Here is a 26,884-nt window from a genome sequence, read left to right as displayed (position 1 = left end):
GCGGGCACCCTTACTGCTGTGAGGTGACGGCTGTTTTCAGCTGGATGAACGAGTCACCTGTTGCGTACACTCCTCACATGCAGTCCTTTTATGGTCCCGTTACATTACTGACCACCTCTTCAGAGTGCTTAGTTCAGCCCGACCCCGGATGCCCGGTGCCGATGAGCCCAGGCGTTCACTGCGCCAGATCCGGCATTCGTCAGACAAGACATAACCATACCTTATCCTGACCGGGCCAACCCACAGCGTTGACCCGTTGAAAAAAAGCCTTTTTTTGGCGATTAACCTACAATAGCTTCAACCTAAAACGGTTACACTGCTGCAATCAAGGCAGCAACCGTCCTTAACATTTCGTGGCCGGAACCGGGGGGCCCCCCGCCCGGCCGCGGGCAGATAAATATTCTAATCATTGATGATACGAACTTATGACCAAAAAACTTTTGAAGCTTTCGGCGGTGGCAGTAACTTTAGGGCTGTTAACTGGTTGTACGATTTTGCCAGGACAGGGATTGAGTACCTCAGGCAAGGACGTGATCAAGGCTGAGGACAGCAATTACGATATCGATAAACTGGTTAACGTCTACCCACTTTCTCCTGGCTTAATCGATCGCCTGCGACCGGAGCCTGTGATTTCCCGCCCGAATCCAGAGTTGGATAGCTTACTGAGCAGTTATGAGTATCGCATTGGCGTGGGTGACGTGCTAATGGTGACCGTATGGGATCACCCGGAGTTGACTACCCCGGCCGGCCAGTACCGCAGCGCCAGCGATACGGGTAACTGGGTTAATGCCGATGGCACAATTTTCTATCCTTATATTGGAAAAGTGAAGGTTGCAGGTAAGACTGTTGCAGAAGTCCGTCAAGAAATCAGCAATCGTCTGACTACCTTCATTGAAAGTCCACAAGTCGATGTAGCAATTGCTGCATTCAGGTCTCAGAAAGCGTATGTAACTGGTGAAGTTATTACATCAGGAAAGCAAAATATAACTAATATACCTTTGACAATAATGGATGCGATTAATGCAGCTGGTGGCCTAGCCCCTGATGCAGACTGGCGCAACGTGGTATTAACTCATAATGGGCGAGATAGTAAAATTTCACTTTATGCATTAATGCAAAAAGGGGATCTTACTCAGAACAAATTGTTATATCCCGGCGACATCCTTTTTGTTCCGCGAAACGATGATTTAAAAGTTTTTGTTATGGGTGAAGTCGGTAAGCAGAGCACGCTTAAGATGGATCGAAGTGGGATGACATTAGCCGAAGCTCTTGGCACTTCAGAGGGTATGAATCAGTCTCTAAGTGATGCACAAGGAGTATTTGTGATAAGACAGCTGAAGGGCGATAAGCAAGGAAAAATCGCTAACGTATATCAACTTAATGCTAAGGATGCATCAGCTATGGTCTTAGGCTCTGAGTTCCAACTTCAGCCATACGATATTGTATATGTGACTACAGCACCATTGGCACGATGGAATAATGTAATTTCTCAGATCGTACCAACAATAAATGGTGTGAACTCCATGATTGAAAACGTACGTTACATTAGAAATTGGAATTAAGTATGTTTAACTCAATTTTAGTCGTTTGTACTGGGAATATCTGTCGCTCGCCGATAGGTGAAAGACTTTTACGAAAAGCCCTCCCAGAAAAAAAAATAGATTCTGCGGGAACCGGAGCTTTACAAGGACATGAGGCGGATGCAAGTGCAATCGCAATTGCAAATAAGCATGACCTTTCATTAGCAGATCACGAAGGTAAACAATTCACTTCTACTCTTAGCCGGCAGTATGATCTGATTCTGGTTATGGATAAATCTCATCTTGAGCAAATAGGGCGCATTGCTCCGGAGGCAAGAGGGAAAACCATGCTATTTGGTCATTGGATCAATCAGCGCGAAATCCCAGATCCTTATAGGAAAAGTGATGAAGCATTTGCCTCCGTTTACGATTTAATTGAACAGGCTAGCAAAAGCTGGGCTGAAAAACTTAGTGGATAATCTTCAGGAAACTAATGCGCATGTCATCTGTTACTAGTAAAAAGTCATCTATAGAGACTGATGAAATTGATCTCGGTCGGTTATTCGGTGAGTTGGTTGATCACAGAAAGTTTATAGTAACTGTAACGACTATAGTTACCGCGTTAGCTATCATCTATGTTCTCTTTGCTACACCCATTTATCAGTCTGACTCATTAATACAAATTGAACAAAAGCAGGGCAATGCAATCCTGGGGAATTTAAGTCAAATATTGCCAGACAGTCAGCCTGAATCGGCACCAGAGGTGGTACTGTTACAGTCTAGAATGATTTTGGGCAAGACTATAGATGACCTTAATCTACAAACAGTAGTGAAACAGGACTATTTCCCTATTTTTGGACGTGGCTGGAATAGACTCACTGGAAAAAAACCAGGGATGATATCTGTTTCCCGAGCATATATACCAGAGCTAGAGTCTGGTAAGAATGAACTACTTTTAACAGTAGTTAATTCAAATACTTATACTATTGAGGGAGAGAATTTTTCTTCCGAGGGGCATGTAGGAAAGCTGTTTAGTGATAGCGGAGTTTCTTTAATGGTCAGTGATTTAGTTGCTGAACCAGGAACAGCCTTCAAAATCAAAACGTTAAGTAGATTACAGGCAATCAAGACCCTACAAGATCAGTTTCTCGTAACTGAAGAGGGCAAAGGAACAGGTATGCTCCGGTTAACCTTAACTGGAGATGACCCGAAACTAGTATCTTCAATTCTGGATAGTATAAGTAATAATTACTTAACACAGAATATCGCAAGGCAAGCAGCCCAAGATGCTAAAAGTTTAGAGTTTCTTAGCAAGCAATTACCTAAGATAAGAACAGATCTAGATTTGGCTGAAGATAAGTTAAATGACTACAGGAAGAAGAAAGATTCCGTGGATTTAACCATGGAAGCTAAGTCAGTACTTGATCAAATTGTCAATGTAGACAATCAACTAAATGAATTAACTTTTCGTGAAGCAGAAATATCTCAGCTTTTTACAAAAGAACATCCGACGTTTAAAGCTCTAATTGAAAAGCGTCAAACATTACAAGAAGAAAAGGCAAAGTTAAACAAGCGTGTATCGTCAATGCCCGCTACACAACAGGAAGTTTTGCGGTTGGGTCGCGATGTTGAGTCAGGACGAGCTGTTTATATGCAGTTGCTGAACCGTCAACAAGAGCTGAATATCTCAAGGTCTAGTGCAATTGGATATGTAAGAATAGTTGATAATGCAATAACAGAACCAGGGCCAGTTAAACCCAAAAAAGCGCTCATGGTTGTTATTGGTTTAATCATGGGGTTAATTCTCTCAATCGGGTTGATTCTTTTACGTGTCTTTTTACGTCGTGGAATTGAATCGCCTGAACAATTGGAAGAACTTGGCATTAACGTATATGCAAGCGTACCCGTTTCAGAAACATTATCTAAGAGTAAACAGTCAAATTCTAAATGGAATAAACATAAAGAAGATGATGCATCATTCTTGGCATTCGATAATCCAGCTGATTTAGCAATTGAAGCAATACGTGGACTACGTACCAGTTTGCACTTTGCGATGATGGAAGCATCTAATAAAGTTCTTATGATTTCTGGCGCAAGTCCCAATGCAGGGAAGTCATTTATCAGTAGTAACCTTGCAGCAATCATTGCGCAAAGTGGTAAAAGAGTATTATTTATTGATACGGACATGCGAAAAGGTTATGCGCATAAGGTTTTTGGTGTGTCTAATGACAATGGTTTGTCTGATTTACTATCGGCTAAAGCCTCAATTGAGGACGTAGTAAAACCAATAGTTAAAGCAGGCTTTGATTTTATATCACGCGGTGCAGTACCACCTAACCCAGCAGAATTATTGATGCATTCTCGTTTGCAAGATTTGATTAATTGGGCAAATGAACATTACGAATTGATCGTCATCGATACCCCACCAATTCTGGCAGTAACAGATGCGGCAATTGTTGGTCGCTACGCTGGTACAACTCTTCTTGTAGCTCGCTTTGAAGAAAATACTGCAAAAGAGATTGACGTAAGTATCAAACGATTTGAGCAAAGTGGTGTAGTTGTCAAAGGATGTATTCTCAACGGTGTGGTTAAGAAGAGTAGTAGTTATTATGGTTACGGTTATAACCATTATGGATACTCATACTCGGATGATAAGAAAAAATAGCTAGGAGATTGGCTCAATGGACGGGCCAAGGAACTTAACTATAAATTTATTTTAGCGTGGTAAATGGATATGAATAAATTTACCACGCTAAAAATGCAGTATCAAATTACTTTGAGAGTTAACTAAAAATGAAGGAATTAATAAATTTTGATAGCCGGTGGATTGGTGAGCACGGCATAGGCCGCTTTGCAGCAGAAGTTCGTCTTGCAGATTTAAACTTTGTTGATATTCCTTTAAATGGAAACCCTGCTGGTAAATTTGATGTATTAAAACTAACGGCATATTTGATTTCAAAAAAAAGTTTATTCTTTACACCTGGGTACAATTCCCCATTGTTTTTCTTAAGTAGGTGTATGATTACTATCCATGACTTGAATCATATTGATCTTGATTTCAATAGTTCATTTCTGAAAAAGATTTACTATGCTTTAGTACTAAAGCGTGCGTGTCACAAATCAGCCAAAATTTTTACTGTATCAGAGTTCTCTAAGCAAAGAATAACTGAATGGGCAAATATTTCTCCTGAGAAGGTTATTGTAGTAGGGAATGGGGTATCTGAAGAGTTCAATGTTTCTGCTAATAAGTATGATGCTGGATCTGAGTATGTTTTTGTTGTGGGTAACAGAAAAAAACATAAAAATGAAGTTCTTGCTTTAAAAGCGTTCCTACTTTCTAATATACCAAAAGAAACGAAAATAATTTTCTCCGGAACAGAGTCTGAAGAACTTAAGCAAGTAATAGATGAATACGAAGCTCATTCAAGAGTGATATTTACAGGACGACTGAGCAACGAAAAATTAGCGATGATGTATAGAGGGGCAATTTGTCTTTTGTTTCCATCGCTTTATGAAGGCTTTGGTCTGCCAGTGATCGAAGCAATGGCTTGTGGTACAGCCGTAGTAACTTCGAACACAACTTCATTAAAAGAGGTATCTGGGGACGCTGCATGCTTAGTCGATCCTACAGATGTAAACAGTATTAAAGATGGGCTTAATCGTGTTTATGAGGATAAAGAGTATAGAAACATTCTCATTGACGAAGGGTTAAAACAATCTCAAAAATACACGTGGGATAAAGTTAGGGATAAGTTATCTTCCGCAATCAATATCGAAATTAAAAAAACAAATTACTGAGTAAAATTTCTCTAAGGTTAGCGATGAGTTGCTATTATCAACGGTATTATCATTAATCCATTTTTAATACTCTTAAATAATTAGCAATCTTGCATTAATTCACTGATTAATGCTTTAAAGTTGGAAAGGACCAATCATGAGAATAATGATTTTCAACACTCTCTATTACCCTTTTAGAATCGGTGGAGCTGAAGTGTCTGTCCAGATACTAGCTGAGGAGTTAGTCAGGCAGGGTAATGATGTTAGAGTGATAACACTGCACGATAAGAAAGAACGTGAAGAGATTTTGTTGAATGGTGTGGAAGTAGTATATTTGCCATTGAAAAACGTTTATTGGCCTTTCTCGAATAATAAAAAATCCCCGTTTAAAAAATTACTATGGCACACGCTAGATAACTATAATTATTTAATGTATAAAAAGTCACTTTTAGAGATAGATAAGTATCAACCAGATGTTGTTCATACCAATAACCTTGCAGGTTTTTCAGTCGCAGTATGGCATGCAGTAAAAAAATCAGGGGTCAAGTTGGTTCATTCATCTAGAGATTATTATCTCTTTCACCCGAATTGCACACTTTTTAAGTCTGGTGAAAATATGGACGTTGGCGAAAAGAGCGTGTTTTTGTGGTCTTGGTTAAAGAAAAAAATAAGTAATAATGTCGACTCGTATGTTGGGATTAGTAAATATATTTCTAATGTGCATGCTCAAAACGGTTTTTTTAGTAATTCGAAAAAACAATTTATATATAATCCTGTAGAAAAAATAAAAAGTTTCACAAATGAAGAAGTCATAACTGTAGGGTTTATTGGGCGACTTACCTTAGAAAAGGGGTTTGATGAATTTTGTCGAATCGCTGCTTTTTACAAAAATAATGATAAGTTTAAGTTTGTCGCTGCAGGTGAATATGTAAATAATGGAAGCAGAGATCTACTAGAAAAGTTAGCAAGTGATAGCAATGTTCAAATTAAAGGCTATATGCCTCTTAAAGAATTCCTAAATATGGTAAAGGTAGTTATACTGCCTATAAAATGGAATGAACCCTTCGGGAGGACAGCTGTAGAGTGCGCATTATCTGAAAAAATAGTTTTCACAAACTCTGTTGGTGCAATGACAGAATTGTCAGATATAATGTCTAACATAGTCTTAATATCTAACGGAGAAGTCAATATTTTGGATAAAGTAGAAAAAATGATTCCGGTTCAGTTACATCAAAGTATTGAAATTAATTTCGCCCCCAGAAAGATCGCTAATGACTATTTGAGTGTTTATAGAAACAAATAAAAACAACATACTACTGAATTTGAATGTGGAATTTATATTCAGTATTAATATTTATAATTGCATACTAAGAAGAGATGAAAATGATTCTACCAGTTATTATGGCTGGCGGTACAGGCAGTCGTCTATGGCCAATGTCACGAGAGCTGTATCCTAAACAGTTTCTCCGATTGAATAGCGATTTATCCATGCTTCAGGAGACTATAACTCGTCTGCATGGATTAGATGTATCCTCACCAATGCTCATATGTAATGAACAACATCGCTTTTTAGCTGCAGAACAATTACGCCAAATCAATCAACTCAATAGTGATATCATTCTTGAGCCAGTAGGACGTAATACTGCTCCAGCTATTGCTTTGGCTGCTTTAAGGGCAACAGCTAATGGAGATGATCCTCTTCTGCTTGTGCTGGCTGCCGATCACATTATTGAAGATACAAATGCTTTCCATCTGGCAATTACTGCAGCAGTTCCACTGGCTGTCAAAGGAAAACTTGTAACTTTCGGGATTGTAGCAACTGGTCCCGAAACGGGGTATGGATATATTCAGCGAGGCGAAGCTGAGGAGAATGTGGCATATGGCGTAAAACGTTTTGTTGAAAAGCCAAACTTCGAAACAGCTAATCAATATTTAGAAAGCGGCGAGTACTACTGGAATAGTGGAATGTTCCTTTTTAGTGCTAAGCGTTACTTAACTGAACTTTCTAAGTTCCAACCAGAAATTCTCGCTGCTTGTGAAAAAGCTATTGCAATTACAGATGTTGACTCTACACAAGATTTTATTCGGATAGATTCTGAAGCATTCTCTGCCTGTCCAGATGATTCGATAGATTACGCAGTCATGGAAAAAACTACTGATGCTGTGGTTATTCCTCTCAATGCTGGTTGGAATGATGTTGGTTCCTGGTCTGCCCTCTGGGAAGTAAATGATAAAGATAATGCTCAGAATGTATTAACCGGTGATGTTTTTACTCATAATTCTTCTGGTTGTTACATTAATACTGATGATACGCTTGTCGCAGCGATAGGGGTAAAAGACCTTGTTATCATTAACACTAAGGATGCTCTGTTAGTAATTGATAAGTCTCATGTTCAGGATGTTAAAAAAGTAGTTGAGTATCTAAAGTCCAATCAGAGACGTGAGCATAGATTGCACAGGGAATCATATCGTCCATGGGGTAAACATGATAAGGTTGTCGATCAGCCGAGATATCATGTGAGTCGTTTGACAGTCAAACCAGGCGGTAAATTCTCATTACAAAAACATTTGCACAGAGTTGAACATTGGGTGGTCTTATCAGGCACCGCTCAAGTAACAGTTGATGACAATATCTTCTTATTAACTGAGAATCAGTCTACTTTCATTCCTGTAGGTACAACTCATATGTTAGAAAATGTGGGTAAAATCCCCTTAGAGTTGCTTGAAATTGCCTCAGGATCTTATTTGGAAGAGGATGATATTATTCGTCTTAAAGATTATTACGGTCGCTGCTAATTTTAGGGAAATAAAAATGTCAGGAAAACTTACCTGCTTTAAAGCTTATGATGTTCGCGGGAAATTAGGCAGCGAGCTTAATGAAGATATTGCATACCGCATCGGTAGAGCGTATGGGCAATACTTAAAACCTAAAACAGTAGTTTTAGGTGGTGATATACGTTTAACAAGCGAATCACTCAAAAATGCTTTATCTAATGGTTTGCAAGATGCAGGCACCGATGTAGTAGATATTGGAATGACAGGGACAGAAGAGGTTTACTTTGCTACTTCCTACCTACAGACTGATGGTGGCATTGAAGTAACAGCAAGCCATAACCCATTGGACTACAATGGAATGAAACTTGTTAGAGAAAATTCTAAGCCTATCAGCGGAGATACTGGACTTCGAAATATTCAGTCTATTGCGGAGTTAAATGAATTTGCTACTGTTGAAGCTGATAAACGTGGTAGCTATCGCAAATTATCAGTAACAGATGCATATGTAGAGAAACTTTTAAGTTATATTGATTTCAAAAAATTCAATCGTCCCCTAAAGTTAGTCCTCAATTCTGGTAATGGCGCTGCAGGTCATGTGATTGATGCTATTGAAAATCGATTCAATGCTGAAGGATTACAGGTTGAATTTATTAAAGTGCATCATGAAGCTGATGGGAATTTCCCTAACGGAATACCAAATCCGTTGTTGCCTGAATGTAGACAGGATACAACTGAAGCAGTTATCAAACATAGCGCTGACATGGGAATTGCTTTTGATGGGGATTTTGATCGTTGTTTTCTTTTTGATAACAAAGGAAACTTCATCGAGGGTTATTATATTGTAGGTTTACTTGCTGCTGCATTCTTGGAAAAGAACCCAGGTTCAAAGATTATCCATGATCCTCGTCTTAGCTGGAATACTATTGATATTGTAGAAAAGGCTGGCGGTTTACCTATTATGTCAAAAACAGGTCATGCGTTTATAAAAGAACGTATGCGTCTCGAAGATGCTGTTTACGGTGGTGAAATGAGTGCCCACCATTATTTTCGTGATTTTGCATATTGTGATAGTGGAATGATTCCATGGTTGTTAGTTGCTGAATTATTACTCGTTAAGAATAAATCTCTAAGCGAATTAGTTAGTGATAGAATGGCGGCCTACCCTGCTTCGGGTGAAATTAATAGTACTATAAGTGCACCTCAGGAAGCGATCACGCGTGTCTTAGATCATTACAAAGATAATGCCATTAATATCGACTATACGGATGGTATCAGTGTGGAATATACCGACTGGCGATTCAATTTGCGGAGTTCGAATACGGAGCCAGTTGTTCGACTTAATGTTGAGTCGCGCATGGATGTCGAGTTGATGGAATCCAAAACTAACGAAATTCTAGCTCTCTTGCGCGATTGATTTTTACGATTTTGAATAATCCAGGGGCCCGATACTAGCAGGGCCTTAGATTCCATAGGTTTGATGAAACGTGGTTTATATTTATTTTAAGGTGAAATATGTCAAATGACATAAGTGTTGCGATAGCTGCTGACTGGTTAGTAACGTATGCCGGAGCCGAACGTGTTATTAAAGACATGCTGGATATATATCCGAATTCTGATATTTATACAGTTGTTGAAAACTTAAATGATGAAGCACGTTCAAATCTCCCAGCAAAAAAAATACATACCACTTTCATTCAAAAACTACCAGGAGCTAAAAAAAAGTATCAGAAATATCTTCCTCTTATGCCATTAGCGGTTGAGCAACTTGATGTCTCGGACCACGATATATTGTTGTCTAGCAGTCACGCGGTTGCAAAAGGAATTTTAACTGGTCCAGATCAACTCCATATTAGCTATGTACACTCCCCTATTCGATATGCGTGGGATATGCAGCATCAGTATTTAAGAGAAGCTGGTCTAAACAAGGGTGTCAAAGGATTTCTCGCTAAATGGATGCTACACAAAATTAGACTTTGGGATTACAGAACTGCTAATGGCGTAGATCATTTTATTGCAAACTCTCATTTCATTGCTCGTAGAATAAAAAAAGTTTATGGTAGAGATGCTGATGTAATTTATCCACCGGTTGATGTAGAACGATTCACTTTAGAAGAGAATAAAGAAGATTTCTACTTCACAGCATCGAGAATGGTTCCATATAAACGCATTGACCTGATTGTAGAGGCTTTTAGTAAAATGCCTGACAAAAGACTTGTGGTCATTGGTGACGGTTCAGAAATGGAAAAAATAAAATCAAAAGCAAGTTCTAACGTAAGCATACTTGGATATCAATCTAACAGTGTGATGTTAGAGCACATGCAAAAAGCCAAAGCTTTCGTGTTCGCAGCTGAGGAAGATTTCGGTATAACACCAGTAGAGGCTCAGGCTTGCGGAACTCCTGTAATTGCATTTGGAAAGGGTGGTGCGTTAGAAACTATTAGGCCATATGGTGTTGAAAGACCAACTGGACTATTTTTTGAAAAACAATCAACTGATAGTATCGTTGAGGCAATTGAAAAATTTCAAAGTATTTGCCAGCATATTAGTGCTAATGATTGTCGTGAAAATGCGTTGAGATTTTCTTCGGAAAGATTTAAGGATGAGCTCGCTAAATATGTAGATCTTAAGTGGGAAGAATTTCAGTCAAGAAAACGTGTAACGTATTAATTTTCTCTCTAAATTAATTGAAATGATAATATTGTTATTTTTTGTGATGCTGGATAGATTTGTACATATGAATATTTTTTAATTACTTATTCATTCATTATTTCAAATGTATATCTAGTATTAATAGATTATCTCGGGCAACTTTCACAGTGAAAAGAGAGAGTAATAGTATATTTAATTCCTATTATAATTAGGGGTTTATTTTACTATGTTTCTCTACTGAATGTTAGTTCACTCCCCCTGCAAAGGATTATGGTGAGGACAACCATGAAGCGTTCAACAAGAAATTATGTTGTCAGTTTAACGTTGAGCATATCTGACCTTATTGGATTTACATCTGCTATCTACTTGGCTCTTTGGATTCTGAATAGCAGTATCAGTAAGTATGACAGTATCATACCAAATGATGCAATTGATTGGTGGCTTAGCTTGCACTGGACTTTGGCATTTTGTTGCATAGCTTGGTATGGAATGCGGCTTCGTCATTATTTTTACAGAAAAACATTTTGGTTCGAACTAAAAGAAATCCTTCGAACATTAGTCATATTTGCAGTCATTGAAATCGCTATTGTTGCCTTTGCAAAATGGGATTTTTCAAGATATATGTGGCTCCTGACATGGGTTTTAGTCCTGCTCCTTGTACCTGCTTTACGCATGACCAGTAAATTCCTTCTCGCAAAACTGGGTATTTGGCAGCGTGATACCATCATAGTAGGAAGTGGTAAGAACGCTGTTGATGCTTTTAAAGCGATAACTAGTGAGGGAAATCTTGGTTTTAGAGTTATTGCTTTCATTAATAGTGAAAAACAACTCTCAGGTGAAACTGATCTCCTTGGGGTACCACTAATTCATGATGGAACTGATTATTTAAAGGGGAATGTCGATAAACGAATTCAGTTTATTGTCGCCGTGGAGACTCATGAAGCAGATTTGCGCAATGATTGGTTGCGTGAATTCATGATTAAGGGATATCGCTACGTATCAGTTATTCCTACACTAAGAGGAATGCCGCTTGATAGTACCGACATGTCTTTCATTTTTAGTCATGAGGTTATGATTTTTAGAGTACATCAAAATCTGGCTAAGTGGTCTTCTAGATTTTTAAAACGCGCTTTTGACGTTTCATGCTCTATAGCTATTATTATAGTATTATCCCCATTATTATTATATGTAATGAAAAAAGTAAGGAAAGATGGAGGTCCTGCGCTGTATGGACATGAGCGCATCGGGAAAAATGGTAAGACTTTTGCTTGTTTAAAATTTAGGTCAATGGCGATTAACTCACAAGAGTTGCTTAAAAAATTACTTGAGACTGACCCGGTAGTTAAAGATGAATGGGAAAGAACATTTAAGCTTAAAGATGACCCTCGTATAACAAAGATCGGTCACCTTCTACGTCGAACCAGTATGGATGAGCTTCCTCAACTCTTCAATGTTCTAAAAGGTGAGATGAGTTTGGTCGGGCCAAGGCCAATTATTCAAGCTGAGTTGGAGCGTTACCGTGAACAAGTTGACTATTATCTTATGAGTAAACCAGGCATGACGGGACTATGGCAGGTTAGCGGACGCAGTGATGTTGATTACGAAACTCGCGTATACTTTGATGCCTGGTATGTGAAAAATTGGTCAATGTGGAATGATATAGTTATTATGTTCAAAACTGTAGGTGTGGTTTTAAAAAGAGATGGGGCATATTAATTCCTTAGCCCTCAAGGCGGAATTGGGAGTCTATATTTTCGCCTTGCTTTTTGATGCTTTATGTTAGAAAATAATGTGAGATTATTATTAATTATTCATAGTAATTATTCTGTAGTAACCATCTATAATCGCGTATTTTTATTTTTTTTATTCATTTTAATATACTCAGCTCATTGTTTCAGGTTTTTCAGTAATTGTTTCGAATTACTTGAACTTTAAAGTCATTTAAATAAGTGGTATTTTAAGGCGCTGTAATGACATTCAACAAGACGGCACTATCATCCTTTATATTTACTTTTATGGTAAGCATAGATATTCTTCAATTCTCAGGGTTGAGGCTTTCGCTAGTTCCTCTATTCCTGTATGGTTGTTACCTAATCATAAAAGATAAATCTTTAGATAAATCATTCTTCTATATTGTGTTGTTTGCGTTATCATGCTTGCCATCGCTTATCTTTTCTTATAACCCCGGAAAATCCTTGGGTTATATTGTTTGGATTATATTTAATTATATTGGTATTTCTTTCGTGTTTCGCACGTTAATTTTACGCGATATGAGCTCGACTTTATTTGGAATAAGAAATGCATACCGTTTTCAGATTATTCTAGGTTGTTTGCTTTATTTTTCAGGTATTCAGGATAGAGCACAGGTACTCTATTATGAACCATCCTATTTTGCACTTTCATTAACTCCATATGTTGTTATGCTAACAAGCAAGTATCTAACGGGGCTTAAGAAAACAACAGAAAGCTATTCATCAAGTGTAGATGTATTACTTCTTTTGCTAGCAATATATACAACTAAAAGCGCTAACTTGATCTTTATCTGTCTTATTTCAGCAGTCGTATTGCTAATGTTTAACAAAGGAAAAATTAAAAAAATAGTTTTTGTAACTTTAGCCTGTACTCTGGCTTGGTATGGGATCGGTTTCTATGCTGAGAGCAGCAATGATTTAATCTCTCAAACTTACAAAACAATTGTTAATTCTAGTGATGTACTAGTATCAGTTTTGGATAGGACTGGAAATAGATGGCCCAGAGCTGAATTAACATATGATGTTGCTTTAAGTCATTTCTGGGGCGTAGGCATTGGAGCTTTCGAGGATTACACAAAGTCAGTGTTTTTACCTGATTACAGTTGGCTACCGGAATATTTGACGCCTATAGGATATCCACCAGTAAATATTTACTTTGAAATTGCAGCTACATGTGGTTGGATTTCACTAATTATTTGGATTTTATGGCATTTCAATCTTTTATCTCAAGCTAGTAGATTGAAGTGCAGCAAAATAGTTATTTGTTCATTAATAGTCGCTATGATCGCACTTTCTATAGAATCTAATTTTATGCGACCTTATTATTGGATGTTACTAGGTTTGTTGACTGGAAATATTTCTCATATGCTTAGACTGAAAAAAGAAGGTAAGCTATGATCACACGCAGAAATTTACTACAACTCTCTGTACCTTTAACTGTCTTACCAATTGCTTCTGCAGTAGCGGCAAATCCTAAAGAAGGCCCATTTAAGATTTTTCAGTCGTTAGACGAATTCAAATCGGTACGTTTTGGCGACCAAGAATTAAGTTATCTTGTCTCATACCATCAAGGGAAAAATTACGGATCTGGATGGCTTATTCACGAGGTCACAGACACTAAAGCTAATATGGTCACTACATATCCATCCCTAAATGGTCTATGGCATCGTTTAGGTGTGGATAATAGTAGAATAGATTGTGCTTTTGCTGGCATGTGTCCTGATGATGAAATTGACAATTCCAGTTATCATCAGTTGCTCATTGATTATGCAGACAAGAATGAATACTCCATACTCTATGGTTCTGGTACATTTTCGCACAGCAAAACTGTTTTAAAGAAACAGTCTTTTTCCTGTCCTAACTTGAATGGGGCTGGTTGCGGTAGTAATGGAACAGTCTTCAAATTTCTCAATAACTCAGCCTTAAAAATAAAAGGTGGTTCTGGAGTTTTATGTTTGAGTACTATTTCAGGAATAAAATTCTCGGGTTCAAGCACAAGTGATAATCTTCTAATTATTGCTGATCAGTGTGGATTAAATATCGAAAAGTGTTCATTCAATGATTCAAATAACGGTATTTTGATGCTGAACGAAAGTAAAGGGGGGTTTTCAGAGTTTAACGTCATTAAAGAATCTGTATTTTCATCTACTTGCTTATCCTGTTTGGAATATAAAATCATTGATGGTAACGATTCGTTCCATGGAACAGGTGTAGAAAGATGTGTTTTTCAATCTAATAAAAGTGTAATTAAGAATAGTGCAATTGTAATTGGTGAAGGTTGTTTAGTTTATAATGCGCCCTTGAATTTCAACGTTTTTATTGATTTAAATCCTTACCCCATTATTAAACATAATGGAAAGCCCATTTCAAATTTTTTTGGCACAATCGCGGTCGAAAAAAAGCCTAAAACCGTAGTCAATCTTGTTGAAGGGAATTACCTATATTTTCTCGGAAATGTGTCTTCTTTAACCGAAGACTTACATACTGACAAAATTATTTTATGCACAAGATTTCAGGCCAACTCAGATGGCTCTGCTAACTATATAAGAAACAACCTCACACTATCAGGTAAAACTGATAGTGGCGACAGTGTATTACTTCATTTTAACGCTGGTGAGAGCGCATTTGTTGACTTGACATTAATTGGTTCAGGGCAGCATTACAGAACTTCATTATTTGTAGAAATTGACAGTAATGGGAATGGTACATTTTCAAACGACAAGTCTGCTGACAAAAAAACATTTATTGATGAATGTCTTCGATTTGATAAGACAACACTGGTTATTGAGGCAGGTAAAGCAAATAATTTTTCCTGGGTTGCAGGTGTGACATTTTTATCTAGTCGCTATCAGTTTATGATGAAGTAAATTAAACTCCGAGATTCTATTGGTAATAACAGTTTTTAAGATGGTTTCATTGCTTTCATTTTATCATGGCCGTATCAAAAGGTTTCGAAACTTCATTCAGTCATGCGGAGTTTGCATTTATGGATAATCCCACCACCGTTCTTCTCATTGTTTTATTTAATAAAAAACCAGAAGATTCTACAACTTTATTATCATTATTAAATTGTGAAATTAACAATATTAAAATTGTCATCCATAATAATGGACCTGAACTTGTAGTTTTATCGGAAAATATTTTAAAATCATTTAAGCAAAAACAAATCCAATATGAACTGGTGAATTTTGTTTCTAACAAACCACTAAGTGTTCTATATAATGAATTTATAGATTCCAATCCAAGTTGCAAAGTTTTTGTTTTACTTGATGATGATTCTGAAATCACTCAGTCCTATGCTGAGTCTATCAAAAACTTCAATCATGATCTTGAAGTCCCACGAATTGTCTCCAAAAAAGATGGAGTTATTTACTATCCAATTTCAAATGGTAAAATTATTACTCATGATGCATCACTTAATGTAATCGGAACTCACTCAATTGGATCTGGTTTGATTATTAGTCGGAATATGATTTCTCAGTTCAAAAGTAATAAAATTACCCTTTTTGATGAGAATTATGCTTTGTACGGTGTAGATGTCAGTTTATTCAGGCGCATGTGGCTTTTGACTAAAAAAGGCATCAATTTCAAAGTTAAAACTTCATCCTCAATTTTGCACTCTTTATCCAGGACGGAAGCAAAGGAAACTGATTTTAGACGACTAGAGCGAGTTATTGATTTCGCAATTACTGTCAGACATTATCCTACTTTTAGATCGTATCTTTCTTTTTGCAAAAGATTACTAATTCAGTTATCCAAAATGCGTTTCAAAGATTCAATTACAATGATTACTGTTTTTCTGCGCGGCAAACACCCTCGATGCAGTAAAGTTAAATGATTTTAATAGTGGTTTGTAACCATTTTTATAGGTAATCCAATGAAGATAATTATCACCGGTGGTGCAGGATTTATCGGTTCTGCTGTAGTGCGACATATAATCAATAACACATTAGATGAAATAGTTGTAGTAGATTCTTTGACTTATGCTGGTAACTTAGAGTCGCTCTCAAATGAGTTTAACAATAAGCGATTTTGTTTTGAAAAAGTCAATATCTGTGATCGTGATGCAATAGATGAAATATTTTCAAAACATAAACCTGATGCGGTTATGCACCTTGCGGCTGAAAGCCATGTCGATCGTTCAATCGATGGCCCTGCAGCCTTTATTGAGACGAACGTAGTTGGTACCTACACGCTTCTTGAAGCAGCGCGCAGCTACTGGAATGGATTGGGGAAGGATGCCAAAGCTGCATTCCGTTTTCATCACATCTCTACAGATGAAGTCTATGGCGACCTGGAGGGGACCGATGATCTCTTCACTGAGACGACACCTTACGCACCCAGCAGCCCTTACTCAGCTTCTAAGGCATCCAGCGATCATCTGGTTCGTGCCTGGTTGCGTACCTATGGTCTGCCGACCATCGTTACCAACTGCTCCAATAACTATGGCCCTTACCACTTCCCTGAAAAACTGATTCCACTGATCATCCTTAACGCTCTTGCTGGTAAGCCGCTGCCTGTCTACGGTAACGGAAGTCAGATCCGCGACTGGCTGTACGTTGAAGATCATGCAAGGGCGCTTTATATCGTCGTTACTCAGGGTGAAGTAGGGGAGACCTACAACATTGGCGGTCATAACGAGCGTAAGAACATTGATGTGGTCACAACCATCTGCGGCCTGTTGGAAGAACTGGTTCCTGCCAAGCCGGCAGGAGTGGCTCAGTATCAGGATCTTATCACTTATGTTAAGGACCGACCGGGTCACGATCTGCGTTATGCAATTGATGCCTCTAAGATTGAACGTGAGCTGGGATGGGTTCCGTCAGAGACTTTTGAGAGCGGCATCCGTAAGACGGTAGAATGGTATCTCAACAACGAAACATGGTGGCGTCGGGTTCAGGACGGCTCTTATGCCGGTGAACGTCTGGGCTTGTCCGATTAATCATTAAGGAAAATAGTTAAATGAAAGGTATTGTACTTGCAGGTGGCTCCGGCACACGGCTTTATCCAATTACTCAGGGTACGTCCAAACAACTGATGCCTATCTACGATAAGCCGATGGTGTTCTACCCGATCTCAGTTCTGATGCTGGCAGGTATCCGTGACATCCTGATCATTACTACCCCTGATGATATGCCAGGTTTTAAACGTCTGCTGGGTGATGGCAGCCAGTTTGGTGTGAATTTCAGCTATGAAATTCAACCAAGCCCCGACGGGCTTGCTCAGGCATTCATTATTGGTGAAAAATTCATCGATGGCGACAGCTGTGCACTGGTGCTGGGTGATAACATCTACTTCGGTGAAAGCTTTGGTCACAAACTCGAAAATGTTGTTAAACACAACGGTGGCGCGACCGTATTTGGCTATCAGGTACTTGATCCTGAGCGTTTTGGCGTGGTTGAGTTTGATGAAAACAACAAGGCTATTTCGCTTGAAGAGAAGCCAGTTAAACCAAAATCTAACTGGGCCGTCACCGGTCTGTACTTCTACGACAAAGACGTAGTGGAGATGGCTAAGCAGGTTAAACCATCCGAGCGTGGTGAGTTAGAGATCACCACTCTCAATGAACTCTACCTGCAGAAAGGTAAGCTTCAGGTGGAAAAATTGGGCCGCGGCTTCGCCTGGCTGGATACCGGCACACACGACAGTCTGTTAGAGGCCTCTCAGTTTGTTCATACCATTGAGAAGCGCCAGGGCTACAAAGTGGCCTGCCTGGAGGAGATCGCTTACCGTAAAGGCTGGTTGACTAAGCAACAGGTACTTGAGCAGGCAACGCTGCTTGCTAAAACAGGTTATGGACAGTACCTTAAGCGCTTGATCGAGGAAGCATAAATGCAGGTTATTGACACTAAAATTGCTGACGTAAAAATCATTCAGCCGAAAGTGTTTGGCGACGAACGTGGCTTCTTCCTCGAAACATTCGAAGTTAAGCGTTATCAGGAAGCGCTAAACATCGATCTGGACTTCGTTCAAGACAACCACTCACGTTCTGCCAAAGGCGTTTTACGCGGCCTGCATTTCCAGACCAGGAATCCGCAAGGAAAACTGGTGCGCTGTGTTCGCGGTGAGGTTTTTGATGTCGCCGTTGATATCCGCCCAGACTCACCGACTTTCGGTCAATGGGAGGGGGTGATCCTCTCAGAAGAAAACAAAATGCAGTTCTGGATCCCACCGGGCTTGGCCCACGGTTTTGTTGTGCTCTCGGATATTGCTGATTTTGAATATAAATGTACGGACTATTATAACCCTGGATTTGAAGGATGTCTGATTTGGGATGATCCTCAAGTGGGTATTGAGTGGCCTTTACAAGATAAGCCGATCCTGTCAGGAAAGGATCTTCTGGGCAAAAAATTGCAGGATTTGCTCGAAAAATAAAAATAGAATAAGTATTTCTCCATTCCTGCGTAGAATTGATTAAATATACAGTTTATCAGCCCCTTGCGATGTAAGTCCTGGGGCTGCTAAAAATCCACATCTGGTTTTTAATTATTGCGGATTTATTAAAACCCAGTGTGCTGATTTTTTAAATTTTCTTTATTGAAGTAAAAATGTAAAAATTAGAGGGTGAACATGGAAAGAAATATAATAAAATCCGCGATGGCATTTCTCAGTTCATCGATTTTAGTTCAGTTAATCGGTTTTGCATCTCAAATAGTGCTAATGAGAAATTTAAGTCTCAACGATTTTGGTAGGTATGCACTGGCATTCGAAGCTATCGCAATGTGTAATATGATAGTTACTGGCGCATTTAGAAATTATTACTTGAGAGAAATAAAAAAAGAAAATACAGGAAGTAATTTAATGTCCTACCAGCTTTTCTTTGGTAGTTTTTGGTGCGTTATGAGCACCATCATCGTTGGTGTAATGTTTAGTCTGGATTTAGTATTGATTACATCGATGGCTATATCTTTGGTTATATCTTCTCTAATAATGCCACACTGGGTAGAAGCGCTTGCCCACGGTCGTAGAAAATTAATTATTTATAGAGATATAGCAAACTCGGCTCTGACATTAGTCTTCATTGCTTCTTTTATTTTGTTTTTCAAAGGCAACATTGAATTTCTTATTGTTGGTATATTCATAATAAATGCATCTGTTGCTATACTCTTCTTTTGGAAAAAAGAGGACTTTAGAAATATACTAAATCTTGAGTCTTTAAAATCTGTAACCACACCCTTAACCCCATTTTTCAGTATCTTCATAGCCAACACCGCCTATAATAAAATTGGAGTGACCTATATAAATCACTTCTCAACTATCAGTAACGTTGCTCTTTACCTTGCTATGTATAAGTTCATTACACCTCTATTTTTCATTCAAGCTTCACTTATATCTGCTGTGATGCCAAAATATAATTCAAATGAAAAAATAGCTTTTGACTTAAAGTTTTTCTCTTTTTTTGCGCTTCCTGGTTTGTTGGTTTCTGTCTTTCTTCCTCTGCTATTCCCAATTTTCATTATCATCGCCGGCCTCGAACGCTATAGTGATGTTTCTACCTTGTTATATTTTGGATCTCCGGTGATTTTTGTCTCATTCATATACGGAGCACTTTCTAATTTCATTGCTATTAATGGTGGTCAAAGTTACATTCTCAAAACTAACATATATGGAATTCTGGTGTACCTGATGTTTTTGATTACATCTCATATATTCATTCCATCAATTGACATTATGGCATCAACCATCTCTTTCTTTGTTATTTCCGAATCAATTCTATGCTATATCTACTATTCTAAAATTAAAAAAACAAATTCAATAACAGTGTTTTTCCTTGTCAGTCCATTATTGGTTGTTCTTTATGAGATCATAATGCTTTGCATTTTTCGATGATTTTTAAATCCGCGTTTTATTGAATATTGTATTTGTGGTGTCAGGGTTGATGCTTGATATCTCAACAAAGATAATAAATTACTGGTACTTAATATGAAAAAATGGGTCACTCTCTTCGAAAGATTTCAATACTTCCACCTGTTCAAGGACGTAGGCCAAATCCCTTATCATGTTCAGGAATACTCGGAAAACAATGTGGAAGTCTGGAGAAAGTCTGCTCACAGTGACGAAAAGAGTTATCCTTATGAAGTGATTGATATTTCATCAGGAAGTTCTGGGGTAAAAATCTCGTTATCGATTATAAAAAAAATCATACGTGAAGCTAAAAATATAGACTACCTGAATCTTTTTCATTTCAGAAAATATTCTCTCGTATATGCTATTTTTTACAAACTATTCAATTCAGACGGTAATGTATTCATTAAGTGTGATTTTTCACATGATGTAGGGCTTAAGCCTGCTGGTATAGTTAAAAAACTGACTTTAAAACTAATTTCCAAATTAAAACTGATCGACTTACTATTAATCGAACACCTTCCTGCTTTGCATTTTTATCAAAGTTACGGGTTCGAATGTTTATATACTCCGAATGGAGTAGCTAAGGAATATTATTCTTTAGTTCAAGAGATTAATAAAAATGAAATTCCTACTATTATTTTTGTAGGGAAGTGTGGGGATAAGAGAAAGAATGCTGAAGATTTAGTACGAGCATTGCTTTCAATCAGCGATACCTGCCAATGGAAAGTTATGTTCGTGGGTGGTGAAACCACTGAGTTTAAAAAATGGTTTGAAGAGGCAACAGACTCTTTACCTCATGATATTGTTGAACGTTTTCATTTTTTAGGTTTTATCACTGAAGCATCTGAAATGGTGAATTTATATTGTCAGTCACATCTTTTTATAATGACATCACTAAGTGAAGGTTATCCTTTATCCCTGGCGGAGTCATGCTGGTGTGGTTGCTATCCTATCCTTTCTCAGGGGTCGGGGGGGAATGACTTAATCGATGCCGGTTTTGCGATTGGATATCAAAATTCTGATGACCTAAAAAAGAAAGTGTATAATTCGCTAGTGAATATTGAATTTACCCTTGAAAAGGGTAGGATGATAAGATCTCATATTCAAGAAAGTAATGACTGGAGAGTCATGGTTAAGAAAATCGACGCGAGATTTTTTAATTAATCCTGTATTATTAAACTAAACTCACTCTTTTTTTTAGAGTCAAACTTTCATTTCACACTCTTGATGAATTCTAATATGAAAATTCTTTTGACTGGATCTAAAGGCCAGCTAGGCCTCTGCTTCCAGGACCGTTTGCCGCAGGGTTGGGATTGTCTGGCTTTGGATTCGACGGCGTTAGATATCAGCAGCCGCGAAGCTGTGTTAACTGTTGTCAGAGAGTATCAACCTGATGCCATCGTCAATGCTGCAGCCTATACTGCTGTTGATAAAGCTGAGGGGGACGCTATTAGAGCTAATGCAGTTAACGCTCATGGCCCTGAAAATCTCGCTTCTGCAGCTAATGAGGTTCAGGCCAGGCTTGTTCATATCTCGACTGACTATGTGTTCGATGGTTCTGCCGACGTTCCTTATCTTGAAAGCGATGCTGTCAATCCGCTGGGGGTTTATGGCAAATCAAAACTTGCCGGGGAGTTGCTGGCACAACTTGTTCATCCACAGGCAATCATTATTCGTACTGCCTGGGTCTTCAGCGAATACGGTAATAACTTCCTGAAAACTATGCTTCGTCTCGGACAGGATCGAGATACGTTAGGAGTAGTAGCCGATCAATATGGTAACCCAACTTATGCCGGTGATATTGCAGAGGCTGTCATTGAGTTGCTCAAGGCTGAATCCAGTAAAGGTATCTATCATTACTGTGGTGACGCCGCTACTTCCTGGCATCAGTTTGCTGAGGAAATCTTCCGTCAGGCAGTCGAGCAGAATAAATTGGCTTGTGCTCCGGTTGTGAATGCTATCACCACCGATCAATATCCGACGCCAGCTGCCAGACCCGCATTTTCCACACTGTGCACTGAGAAGATCCAGCAGCTTGGCATTCAGCCCTCTGACTGGCAGTCTGCCATTACTAAGGTATTAGGCCGGCTTTGATTCTCATCTACTAAAGTTTAAGCTGTGGTCAATCTGGTCACGGCTTTTTCCCGCCTCACTGACTTCTGCAAAAACTCGACAATCGCATTAGCAATGCGCGTCCGTTAGTTTTGTTATTATCCCCGTTAATACACCATTCGCTTCCCGAGACCTCACCGCCAGCGTGCTGCTGATCGTCGGCGATGGTATCGACCCGAATGAAACGGCATAACTTCTGGATATTCTTATTGCGGCTAAGTACGTCTCTTTTCAAGATTAAATTGTTTTCGATCTTTCCAAGAGACGTTGGTATGTGATGATTACTCCCAAGTGAATCTTTAATTACTTGATGCTAAAAATCCTTTCAACTCTTCATATCTCTCCCTGTCCATAAAGAAAGCCGCGGAACTTTTAGAACCATATACAGACAAGTGTAACCCGTCTGTACTATATGGGACTCCATCACGGCTGGCTTGATTTGACATGAACAAGTCATTTCGTCTTATAAAGAATATTTTATCATTGCTTTTTGTTATGTTAGTAATGTAGTCGGAGATATTTTTTTGTTTGCTGGCTTTACTGCTTGCAAGATATTTTTCAATGTTAAACCCTTGGTTCAACCATGTTTTCCTTTTGTAGATCTCCCCAACTTTCTTTTCAAATGCGTAGGGTTCATCCATAATAATTATTTTCTTGTTCTTGAAGCTGTCTGAGTTAATAAAATCTTTCAGGTTTGTTAATTGCCCTTGAGTTTCAACATCAGACCACATGCCTGCGATGATTATGTAGTCGTATTTATCTACATTCTTAATTAAGAAATCCCTGTTTAGCAAACACTGCTGATAGGCTTTTGAAGTCTTATTTCCCGTAAAATCATCATTGAGGCTAGGGTAGCACCAGTTTGTCGTGATACCTTGAATTTTTAAATGAAGATCTTTCCCTACAACATCCCAGAAAGGTGTATTGTGCCCTGCAAATGAATCCCCAAATAACACCGCGTTCTTAGGGGCGCTTGCTGAAGTATCCCCCATGAAGCACTGCTGGGCATCTTTTCCAATTTTTAGTTTCGGATCATCATTGAAGTCATAAAAACACCAGTTATCACCAGATCTTGGCATTTTTATTTCAGTAGTTTTAGATAAATAGGTATCAGATGATCTTTTAATCATGCCTTGATTAATGATGATGCAGGCAAAAAAAATTGAGCATGAAGCAACTACCGTTCCTAAGATACTTGTGCTAACAACTTTACTCATACTAGCTAGTGATTTTCTTGTTGGAACTTCAACAAATCTATAGCTTAAATATCCCAATCCGAAGGATGTAATTACGCCTAATAATTTCGTGTAGAAATTGATACTTTCAAAGCTAGTTAAAAAGAACACTATCGGCCAATGCCATAAATAAATTGAGTATGAACAATCACCAATCAATTGAACAGGTTTCGTTTTTAAAAACACAGAGGTTTCGTTGCGTGCTGCTATAATTAGCATGCTGCCTAGAACTGGGAGTATAGTCAAATACCCTGGCCACAGTGTGTCTTTTTTAATGGTAAAGAAGCAGATTGTTATTAAAATTAACCCGGCCGCGCCAATGATTTTTTTGTTTTTATAAATATCTTTTCCGTAAAGGTAAACCATACTACCAGCAAGCATTTCCCATGCACGTGAAGGTAGCATGTAGAAATTGAACGTTTGATGTTCCTTTTGCAGCATAATTGAAATGCAGAATGAAATGGGTAGTATTAGCGCTGTAGCAACACGCACTAATCTTAAATCATTTTTTATCTTTATTAAGATGAATATAAATATAGGGAATAACAAATAAAATTGCCACTCTACCGATAGTGACCAAGTATGCAGTAGCGGAATATCATGTGAATCAGTTGAGAAATAGTCCCCACTTTTTTTCCAGTAATATATGTTTGATAAGAATGTTATGCTGGATAGAGCATAAAACCCATATTTTTTGTAATCTTCCGGGTTCAGAATAACCCAGCCCAGGAGCGAAACTGCTATAGTAACCAGCAGCAGTGCTGGTAAAATCCTGATACTCCTTGCAAGTAAAAAGTTTAATATTGAAAATTGATTGGCTGAAGTCTTTTCTAAAATTATTTTAGTCATTAAATATCCAGATATGACAAAAAATATATCCACGCCAACAAAGCCAGATTCAAAACCAGTAACGTTAAAATGAAAAAGGACTACAAGCATAACAGCATAGGCTCGCAAACCATTAATGTCATATCTGAAATTATTTTGCTTCATTTTTCTCTCCACTTAGATATGGAGATTGTAAGTTTTTTCTAACCTACTTACAATATCTTAACTATTTTTTCGTTCAACTTTTGTTTCGGTTGGTTTTAGATTGTTATAGCGTGAAAAGTTTTCATTAGGGTCTCTTGTTATCCGGTTTTAAGATTTATCGCAATTGCTTGCTGTTATTTTTAATGATCTTTGTTTCCCTGCGCTCATACAATCATATTCCTGATGAATGTTATATAATTAAAGCAACCCCAGGCTGTCTATATCCGCTACTACTTGCTTTCCCCCATCCCCCTCCCTTATCCTGTCCCGCGCAACTATGACTCGGGGTGCCCTTGCTTAACCGCAGGCTGAGATAAAACCCGTACCACCTGAACTGGATAATGCCAGCGGAGGGAAGTCAGATGCCCCAGCCCGTGCTGGCATCGCCTTCTTGAACGCCGGTTGGGAGAGAAGATGAGCCAACCCGTACCCCTCGGCCACGCAGATGTGGCCCGCTCGCTGGCGCTGTTCCGCCAGCACGCCCCGTTAATTCACTGTATGACCAACGACGTAGTGCAGACTTTTACCGCCAACGTGCTGCTGGCCGCCGGTGCCTCGCCGGCGATGGTCATCGACCCTGAAGAGGCCGCGCAGTTCAGCGCGATTGCCGATGCCTTGCTGGTTAACGTCGGCACCCTGACGCGTGAGCGCAGCGAAGCGATGCTGGCGGCGGTGGCCGCTGCCAGCGGGGCAGGGCGCAGCTGGGTGCTGGACCCGGTCGCGGTGGGCGCACTCTCATTCCGCACCGCCTTCTGCCATCAGCTGCTCACCCTAAAACCGGCCGCCATTCGCGGCAACGCATCGGAGATCCTCGCGCTGGCCGGATTGGCCGCGGGCGGGCGCGGCGTGGATACGCAGCACGGCTCCGACGCGGCGCTGGCGGCGGCGGTACGGCTGGCGCAGGAGTGCGGGGCGATCGTCGCGGTAACCGGCGAAGTCGACTACGTTACCGACGGCAGCCGCACCCTGGCGGTTGCCGGTGGTTCACCGCTGCTGACCCGGGTGGTTGGCACCGGCTGCGCGCTCTCGGCGCTGGTCGCCGGCTTTGCCGCGCTGCCGGGCGATCGGCTGGTGCACGTTGCCAGCGCCTGCCGGGTGGTGGCGCTGGCCGGTGAACGTGCCGCCGCGCAGGCGGCCGGGCCCGGCAGCTTTATCCCGGCGTTCCTCGATGCCCTCTGTCTGCTCAACCCGGAGGCGCTGGTATGAAACGCATTAATGCTCTGACCATTGCCGGCACCGATCCGAGCGGCGGCGCCGGTATCCAGGCCGATCTGAAAACCTTCTCGGCGCTGGGCGCTTACGGCACCAGCGTGGTGACCGGCCTGGTAGCGCAGAACACCCGCGGCGTGCAGTCCGTGTACCGCATCGAACCGGCCTTTGTCGGCGCGCAGATCGACTCGGTACTGTCGGACGTGCGGATTGATGCGCTGAAGATCGGTATGCTGGCGGAGAGCGATATCGTGCGGGTGGTGGCACAGCGCCTGCGCGAGTCGTCGGTGCCCTGGGTGGTGCTGGATACGGTGATGCTGGCCAAAAGCGGCGATCCGCTGCTGTCCAGCGAGGCGGTCGCCACCCTGCGTGAGGCGCTGCTGCCGCAGGTCTCCCTGATCACGCCCAATCTGCCGGAAGCGGCGGCGCTGCTGGAGTGCGCCCCGGCGGTCAACGAACAGCAGATGCAGGATCAGGGCAGGGCGCTGCTGGCGCTCGGCTGTGGTGCGGTGCTGATGAAGGGAGGGCACCTCAGCGACGCCGAAAGCCCGGACTGGCTGTTCACCCGCGAGCGGGCGATGCGTTTTACCGCGCCGCGCGTCAACACCCGCCACACCCACGGCACCGGCTGCACGCTCTCCGCCGCGCTGGCCGCGCTGCGCTCGCGCCACAATAGCTGGGAAGAGACGGTCCCCGCCGCCAAAGCCTGGCTGCAGGGCGCGCTGCAGGCGGCCGACTCGCTGGAGGTCGGCCACGGCATCGGTCCGGTGCACCACTTTTACCAGTGGTGGTAACGCCTCCCTGTTAGTTGTAGCGTTGCTGTCTTAAAGGCGTGGCTTCCTGTTCTGGTGGCGGGTTCGGCCGCGGGCGAAAAGAACGCCGGGACGCTGCAAGTACGTCCATGTAAGCTCGGGCGGCGCTCCCTGCGCCGCACGCCCGGCTAACCTTTTCGCCCGCGTCCTCCCTGTTGGCTGTT

General features: G+C 40.4%; 21 protein-coding genes and 1 riboswitch. Of the genes, 20 read left to right on the top strand and 1 reads right to left on the bottom strand.

Features of this window, described 5'->3' with window-relative positions:
* Positions 1 to 425 precede the first annotated feature (425 nt).
* The 18 genes from NV64_RS15375 (at position 426) to rfbD (ending at position 22,414) form a co-directional block, all read left to right on the top strand.
* Positions 426 to 1,562, top strand: coding sequence for a polysaccharide export protein (locus tag NV64_RS15375; protein WP_101506261.1), 1,137 nt, complete (start codon positions 426 to 428; stop codon positions 1,560 to 1,562).
* Positions 1,563 to 1,564: 2 nt separating this feature from the next.
* Positions 1,565 to 1,999, top strand: a complete 435-nt coding sequence (locus tag NV64_RS15370; RefSeq protein WP_101506260.1) for a protein tyrosine phosphatase — start codon at positions 1,565 to 1,567, stop codon at positions 1,997 to 1,999.
* Between the two features lie 20 nt (positions 2,000 to 2,019).
* Positions 2,020 to 4,185 carry a polysaccharide biosynthesis tyrosine autokinase gene (locus NV64_RS15365; protein WP_101506270.1) on the top strand — a complete coding sequence of 722 codons (2,166 nt, stop codon included), beginning with the start codon at positions 2,020 to 2,022 and terminating at the stop codon, positions 4,183 to 4,185.
* A gap of 128 nt (positions 4,186 to 4,313) precedes the next feature.
* Entirely contained in the window at positions 4,314 to 5,318 is a 1,005-nt protein-coding gene (locus NV64_RS15360; RefSeq protein ID WP_101506259.1) for a glycosyltransferase family 1 protein, read from the top strand.
* A 136-nt stretch (positions 5,319 to 5,454) separates the two neighbouring features.
* Positions 5,455 to 6,600, top strand: coding sequence for a glycosyltransferase (locus NV64_RS15355; protein WP_101506258.1), 1,146 nt, complete (start codon positions 5,455 to 5,457; stop codon positions 6,598 to 6,600).
* A gap of 80 nt (positions 6,601 to 6,680) precedes the next feature.
* Positions 6,681 to 8,093 carry a mannose-1-phosphate guanylyltransferase/mannose-6-phosphate isomerase gene (locus NV64_RS15350; RefSeq protein WP_101506257.1) on the top strand — a complete coding sequence of 471 codons (1,413 nt, stop codon included), beginning with the start codon at positions 6,681 to 6,683 and terminating at the stop codon, positions 8,091 to 8,093.
* A 16-nt stretch (positions 8,094 to 8,109) separates the two neighbouring features.
* The gene (cpsG, locus tag NV64_RS15345; protein WP_101506269.1) at positions 8,110 to 9,486 is read left to right on the top strand and encodes a phosphomannomutase CpsG; all 1,377 of its coding nucleotides are present in this window, start codon (positions 8,110 to 8,112) and stop codon (positions 9,484 to 9,486) included.
* A gap of 98 nt (positions 9,487 to 9,584) precedes the next feature.
* Positions 9,585 to 10,739: a glycosyltransferase family 4 protein gene (locus tag NV64_RS15340; protein WP_101506256.1), complete on the top strand. Its 1,155-nt coding sequence runs from the start codon at positions 9,585 to 9,587 to the stop codon at positions 10,737 to 10,739.
* A 267-nt stretch (positions 10,740 to 11,006) separates the two neighbouring features.
* Positions 11,007 to 12,437 carry an undecaprenyl-phosphate galactose phosphotransferase WbaP gene (wbaP, locus tag NV64_RS15335; protein WP_101506268.1) on the top strand — a complete coding sequence of 477 codons (1,431 nt, stop codon included), beginning with the start codon at positions 11,007 to 11,009 and terminating at the stop codon, positions 12,435 to 12,437.
* A 254-nt stretch (positions 12,438 to 12,691) separates the two neighbouring features.
* On the top strand, positions 12,692 to 13,870 hold the full coding sequence (locus NV64_RS15330) for an O-antigen ligase family protein (protein WP_101506255.1): 1,179 nt from the start codon (positions 12,692 to 12,694) through the stop codon (positions 13,868 to 13,870).
* The gene (locus tag NV64_RS23205) at positions 13,867 to 15,339 is read left to right on the top strand and encodes a hypothetical protein (RefSeq protein ID WP_146005497.1); all 1,473 of its coding nucleotides are present in this window, start codon (positions 13,867 to 13,869) and stop codon (positions 15,337 to 15,339) included. Before NV64_RS15330 ends, NV64_RS23205 begins: the two co-directional genes overlap by 4 nt.
* A gap of 119 nt (positions 15,340 to 15,458) precedes the next feature.
* Complete coding sequence (locus tag NV64_RS23200; RefSeq protein WP_146005496.1) at positions 15,459 to 16,310, top strand: glycosyltransferase family 2 protein; 852 nt, start codon at positions 15,459 to 15,461, stop codon at positions 16,308 to 16,310.
* 39 nt (positions 16,311 to 16,349) lie between these two features.
* Positions 16,350 to 17,414 (top strand): dTDP-glucose 4,6-dehydratase, encoded by a 1,065-nt coding sequence (gene rffG / locus NV64_RS15325; protein ID WP_101506254.1) that lies wholly within the window; start codon positions 16,350 to 16,352, stop codon positions 17,412 to 17,414.
* 20 nt (positions 17,415 to 17,434) lie between these two features.
* Complete coding sequence (gene rfbA / locus NV64_RS15320) at positions 17,435 to 18,304, top strand: glucose-1-phosphate thymidylyltransferase RfbA (protein WP_101506253.1); 870 nt, start codon at positions 17,435 to 17,437, stop codon at positions 18,302 to 18,304.
* Positions 18,305 to 18,847, top strand: coding sequence for a dTDP-4-dehydrorhamnose 3,5-epimerase (gene rfbC, locus NV64_RS15315; RefSeq protein ID WP_101506252.1), 543 nt, complete (start codon positions 18,305 to 18,307; stop codon positions 18,845 to 18,847).
* Positions 18,848 to 19,042: 195 nt separating this feature from the next.
* A complete protein-coding gene (locus NV64_RS15310) occupies positions 19,043 to 20,302 on the top strand; it encodes a hypothetical protein (protein WP_146005495.1) in 1,260 nt (419 codons plus the stop codon).
* A gap of 93 nt (positions 20,303 to 20,395) precedes the next feature.
* Positions 20,396 to 21,484: a glycosyltransferase family 4 protein gene (locus NV64_RS15305; RefSeq protein ID WP_101506250.1), complete on the top strand. Its 1,089-nt coding sequence runs from the start codon at positions 20,396 to 20,398 to the stop codon at positions 21,482 to 21,484.
* A 75-nt stretch (positions 21,485 to 21,559) separates the two neighbouring features.
* Positions 21,560 to 22,414 (top strand): dTDP-4-dehydrorhamnose reductase, encoded by an 855-nt coding sequence (gene rfbD / locus NV64_RS15300; RefSeq protein WP_101506249.1) that lies wholly within the window; start codon positions 21,560 to 21,562, stop codon positions 22,412 to 22,414.
* A gap of 317 nt (positions 22,415 to 22,731) precedes the next feature.
* On the opposite strand, the gene NV64_RS15295 is transcribed toward rfbD, so the two are convergent.
* Entirely contained in the window at positions 22,732 to 24,660 is a 1,929-nt protein-coding gene (locus NV64_RS15295; RefSeq protein WP_101506248.1) for an acyltransferase family protein, read from the bottom strand.
* A 312-nt stretch (positions 24,661 to 24,972) separates the two neighbouring features.
* Positions 24,973 to 25,072: riboswitch (TPP riboswitch) on the top strand.
* 41 nt (positions 25,073 to 25,113) lie between these two features.
* On the opposite strand from NV64_RS15295, the gene thiM reads away from it, so the two are divergent.
* Positions 25,114 to 25,905 (top strand): hydroxyethylthiazole kinase, encoded by a 792-nt coding sequence (gene thiM, locus NV64_RS15290; RefSeq protein ID WP_101506247.1) that lies wholly within the window; start codon positions 25,114 to 25,116, stop codon positions 25,903 to 25,905.
* Entirely contained in the window at positions 25,902 to 26,702 is an 801-nt protein-coding gene (gene thiD / locus NV64_RS15285; protein ID WP_101506246.1) for a bifunctional hydroxymethylpyrimidine kinase/phosphomethylpyrimidine kinase, read from the top strand. The genes thiM and thiD overlap by 4 nt, the downstream gene beginning before the upstream one ends.
* Positions 26,703 to 26,884: the final 182 nt, after the last annotated feature.

Origin of the sequence: Erwinia sp. B116, assembly GCF_002865965.1 — a bacterium.
Classification (GTDB): domain Bacteria; phylum Pseudomonadota; class Gammaproteobacteria; order Enterobacterales; family Enterobacteriaceae; genus Erwinia.
This window is presented reverse-complemented; position numbering and strand designations above follow the sequence as displayed.

Excerpts from the sequence above, each read along its gene's own strand:
- NV64_RS15375 (WP_101506261.1), top strand. The coding sequence starts at position 426 with ATGACCAAAAAACTTTTGAAGCTTTCGGCGGTGGCAGTAACTTTAGGG.
- NV64_RS15370 (WP_101506260.1), top strand. The coding sequence starts at position 1,565 with ATGTTTAACTCAATTTTAGTCGTTTGTACTGGGAATATCTGTCGCTCG.
- NV64_RS15365 (WP_101506270.1), top strand. The coding sequence starts at position 2,020 with ATGTCATCTGTTACTAGTAAAAAGTCATCTATAGAGACTGATGAAATT.
- NV64_RS15360 (WP_101506259.1), top strand. The coding sequence starts at position 4,314 with ATGAAGGAATTAATAAATTTTGATAGCCGGTGGATTGGTGAGCACGGC.
- NV64_RS15355 (WP_101506258.1), top strand. The coding sequence starts at position 5,455 with ATGAGAATAATGATTTTCAACACTCTCTATTACCCTTTTAGAATCGGT.
- NV64_RS15350 (WP_101506257.1), top strand. The coding sequence starts at position 6,681 with ATGATTCTACCAGTTATTATGGCTGGCGGTACAGGCAGTCGTCTATGG.
- cpsG (WP_101506269.1), top strand. The coding sequence starts at position 8,110 with ATGTCAGGAAAACTTACCTGCTTTAAAGCTTATGATGTTCGCGGGAAA.
- NV64_RS15340 (WP_101506256.1), top strand. The coding sequence starts at position 9,585 with ATGTCAAATGACATAAGTGTTGCGATAGCTGCTGACTGGTTAGTAACG.
- wbaP (WP_101506268.1), top strand. The coding sequence starts at position 11,007 with ATGAAGCGTTCAACAAGAAATTATGTTGTCAGTTTAACGTTGAGCATA.
- NV64_RS15330 (WP_101506255.1), top strand. The coding sequence starts at position 12,692 with ATGACATTCAACAAGACGGCACTATCATCCTTTATATTTACTTTTATG.
- NV64_RS23205 (WP_146005497.1), top strand. The coding sequence starts at position 13,867 with ATGATCACACGCAGAAATTTACTACAACTCTCTGTACCTTTAACTGTC.
- NV64_RS23200 (WP_146005496.1), top strand. The coding sequence starts at position 15,459 with ATGGATAATCCCACCACCGTTCTTCTCATTGTTTTATTTAATAAAAAA.
- rffG (WP_101506254.1), top strand. The coding sequence starts at position 16,350 with ATGAAGATAATTATCACCGGTGGTGCAGGATTTATCGGTTCTGCTGTA.
- rfbA (WP_101506253.1), top strand. The coding sequence starts at position 17,435 with ATGAAAGGTATTGTACTTGCAGGTGGCTCCGGCACACGGCTTTATCCA.
- rfbC (WP_101506252.1), top strand. The coding sequence starts at position 18,305 with ATGCAGGTTATTGACACTAAAATTGCTGACGTAAAAATCATTCAGCCG.
- NV64_RS15310 (WP_146005495.1), top strand. The coding sequence starts at position 19,043 with ATGGAAAGAAATATAATAAAATCCGCGATGGCATTTCTCAGTTCATCG.
- NV64_RS15305 (WP_101506250.1), top strand. The coding sequence starts at position 20,396 with ATGAAAAAATGGGTCACTCTCTTCGAAAGATTTCAATACTTCCACCTG.
- rfbD (WP_101506249.1), top strand. The coding sequence starts at position 21,560 with ATGAAAATTCTTTTGACTGGATCTAAAGGCCAGCTAGGCCTCTGCTTC.
- NV64_RS15295 (WP_101506248.1), bottom strand. The coding sequence starts at position 24,660 with ATGAAGCAAAATAATTTCAGATATGACATTAATGGTTTGCGAGCCTAT.
- thiM (WP_101506247.1), top strand. The coding sequence starts at position 25,114 with ATGAGCCAACCCGTACCCCTCGGCCACGCAGATGTGGCCCGCTCGCTG.
- thiD (WP_101506246.1), top strand. The coding sequence starts at position 25,902 with ATGAAACGCATTAATGCTCTGACCATTGCCGGCACCGATCCGAGCGGC.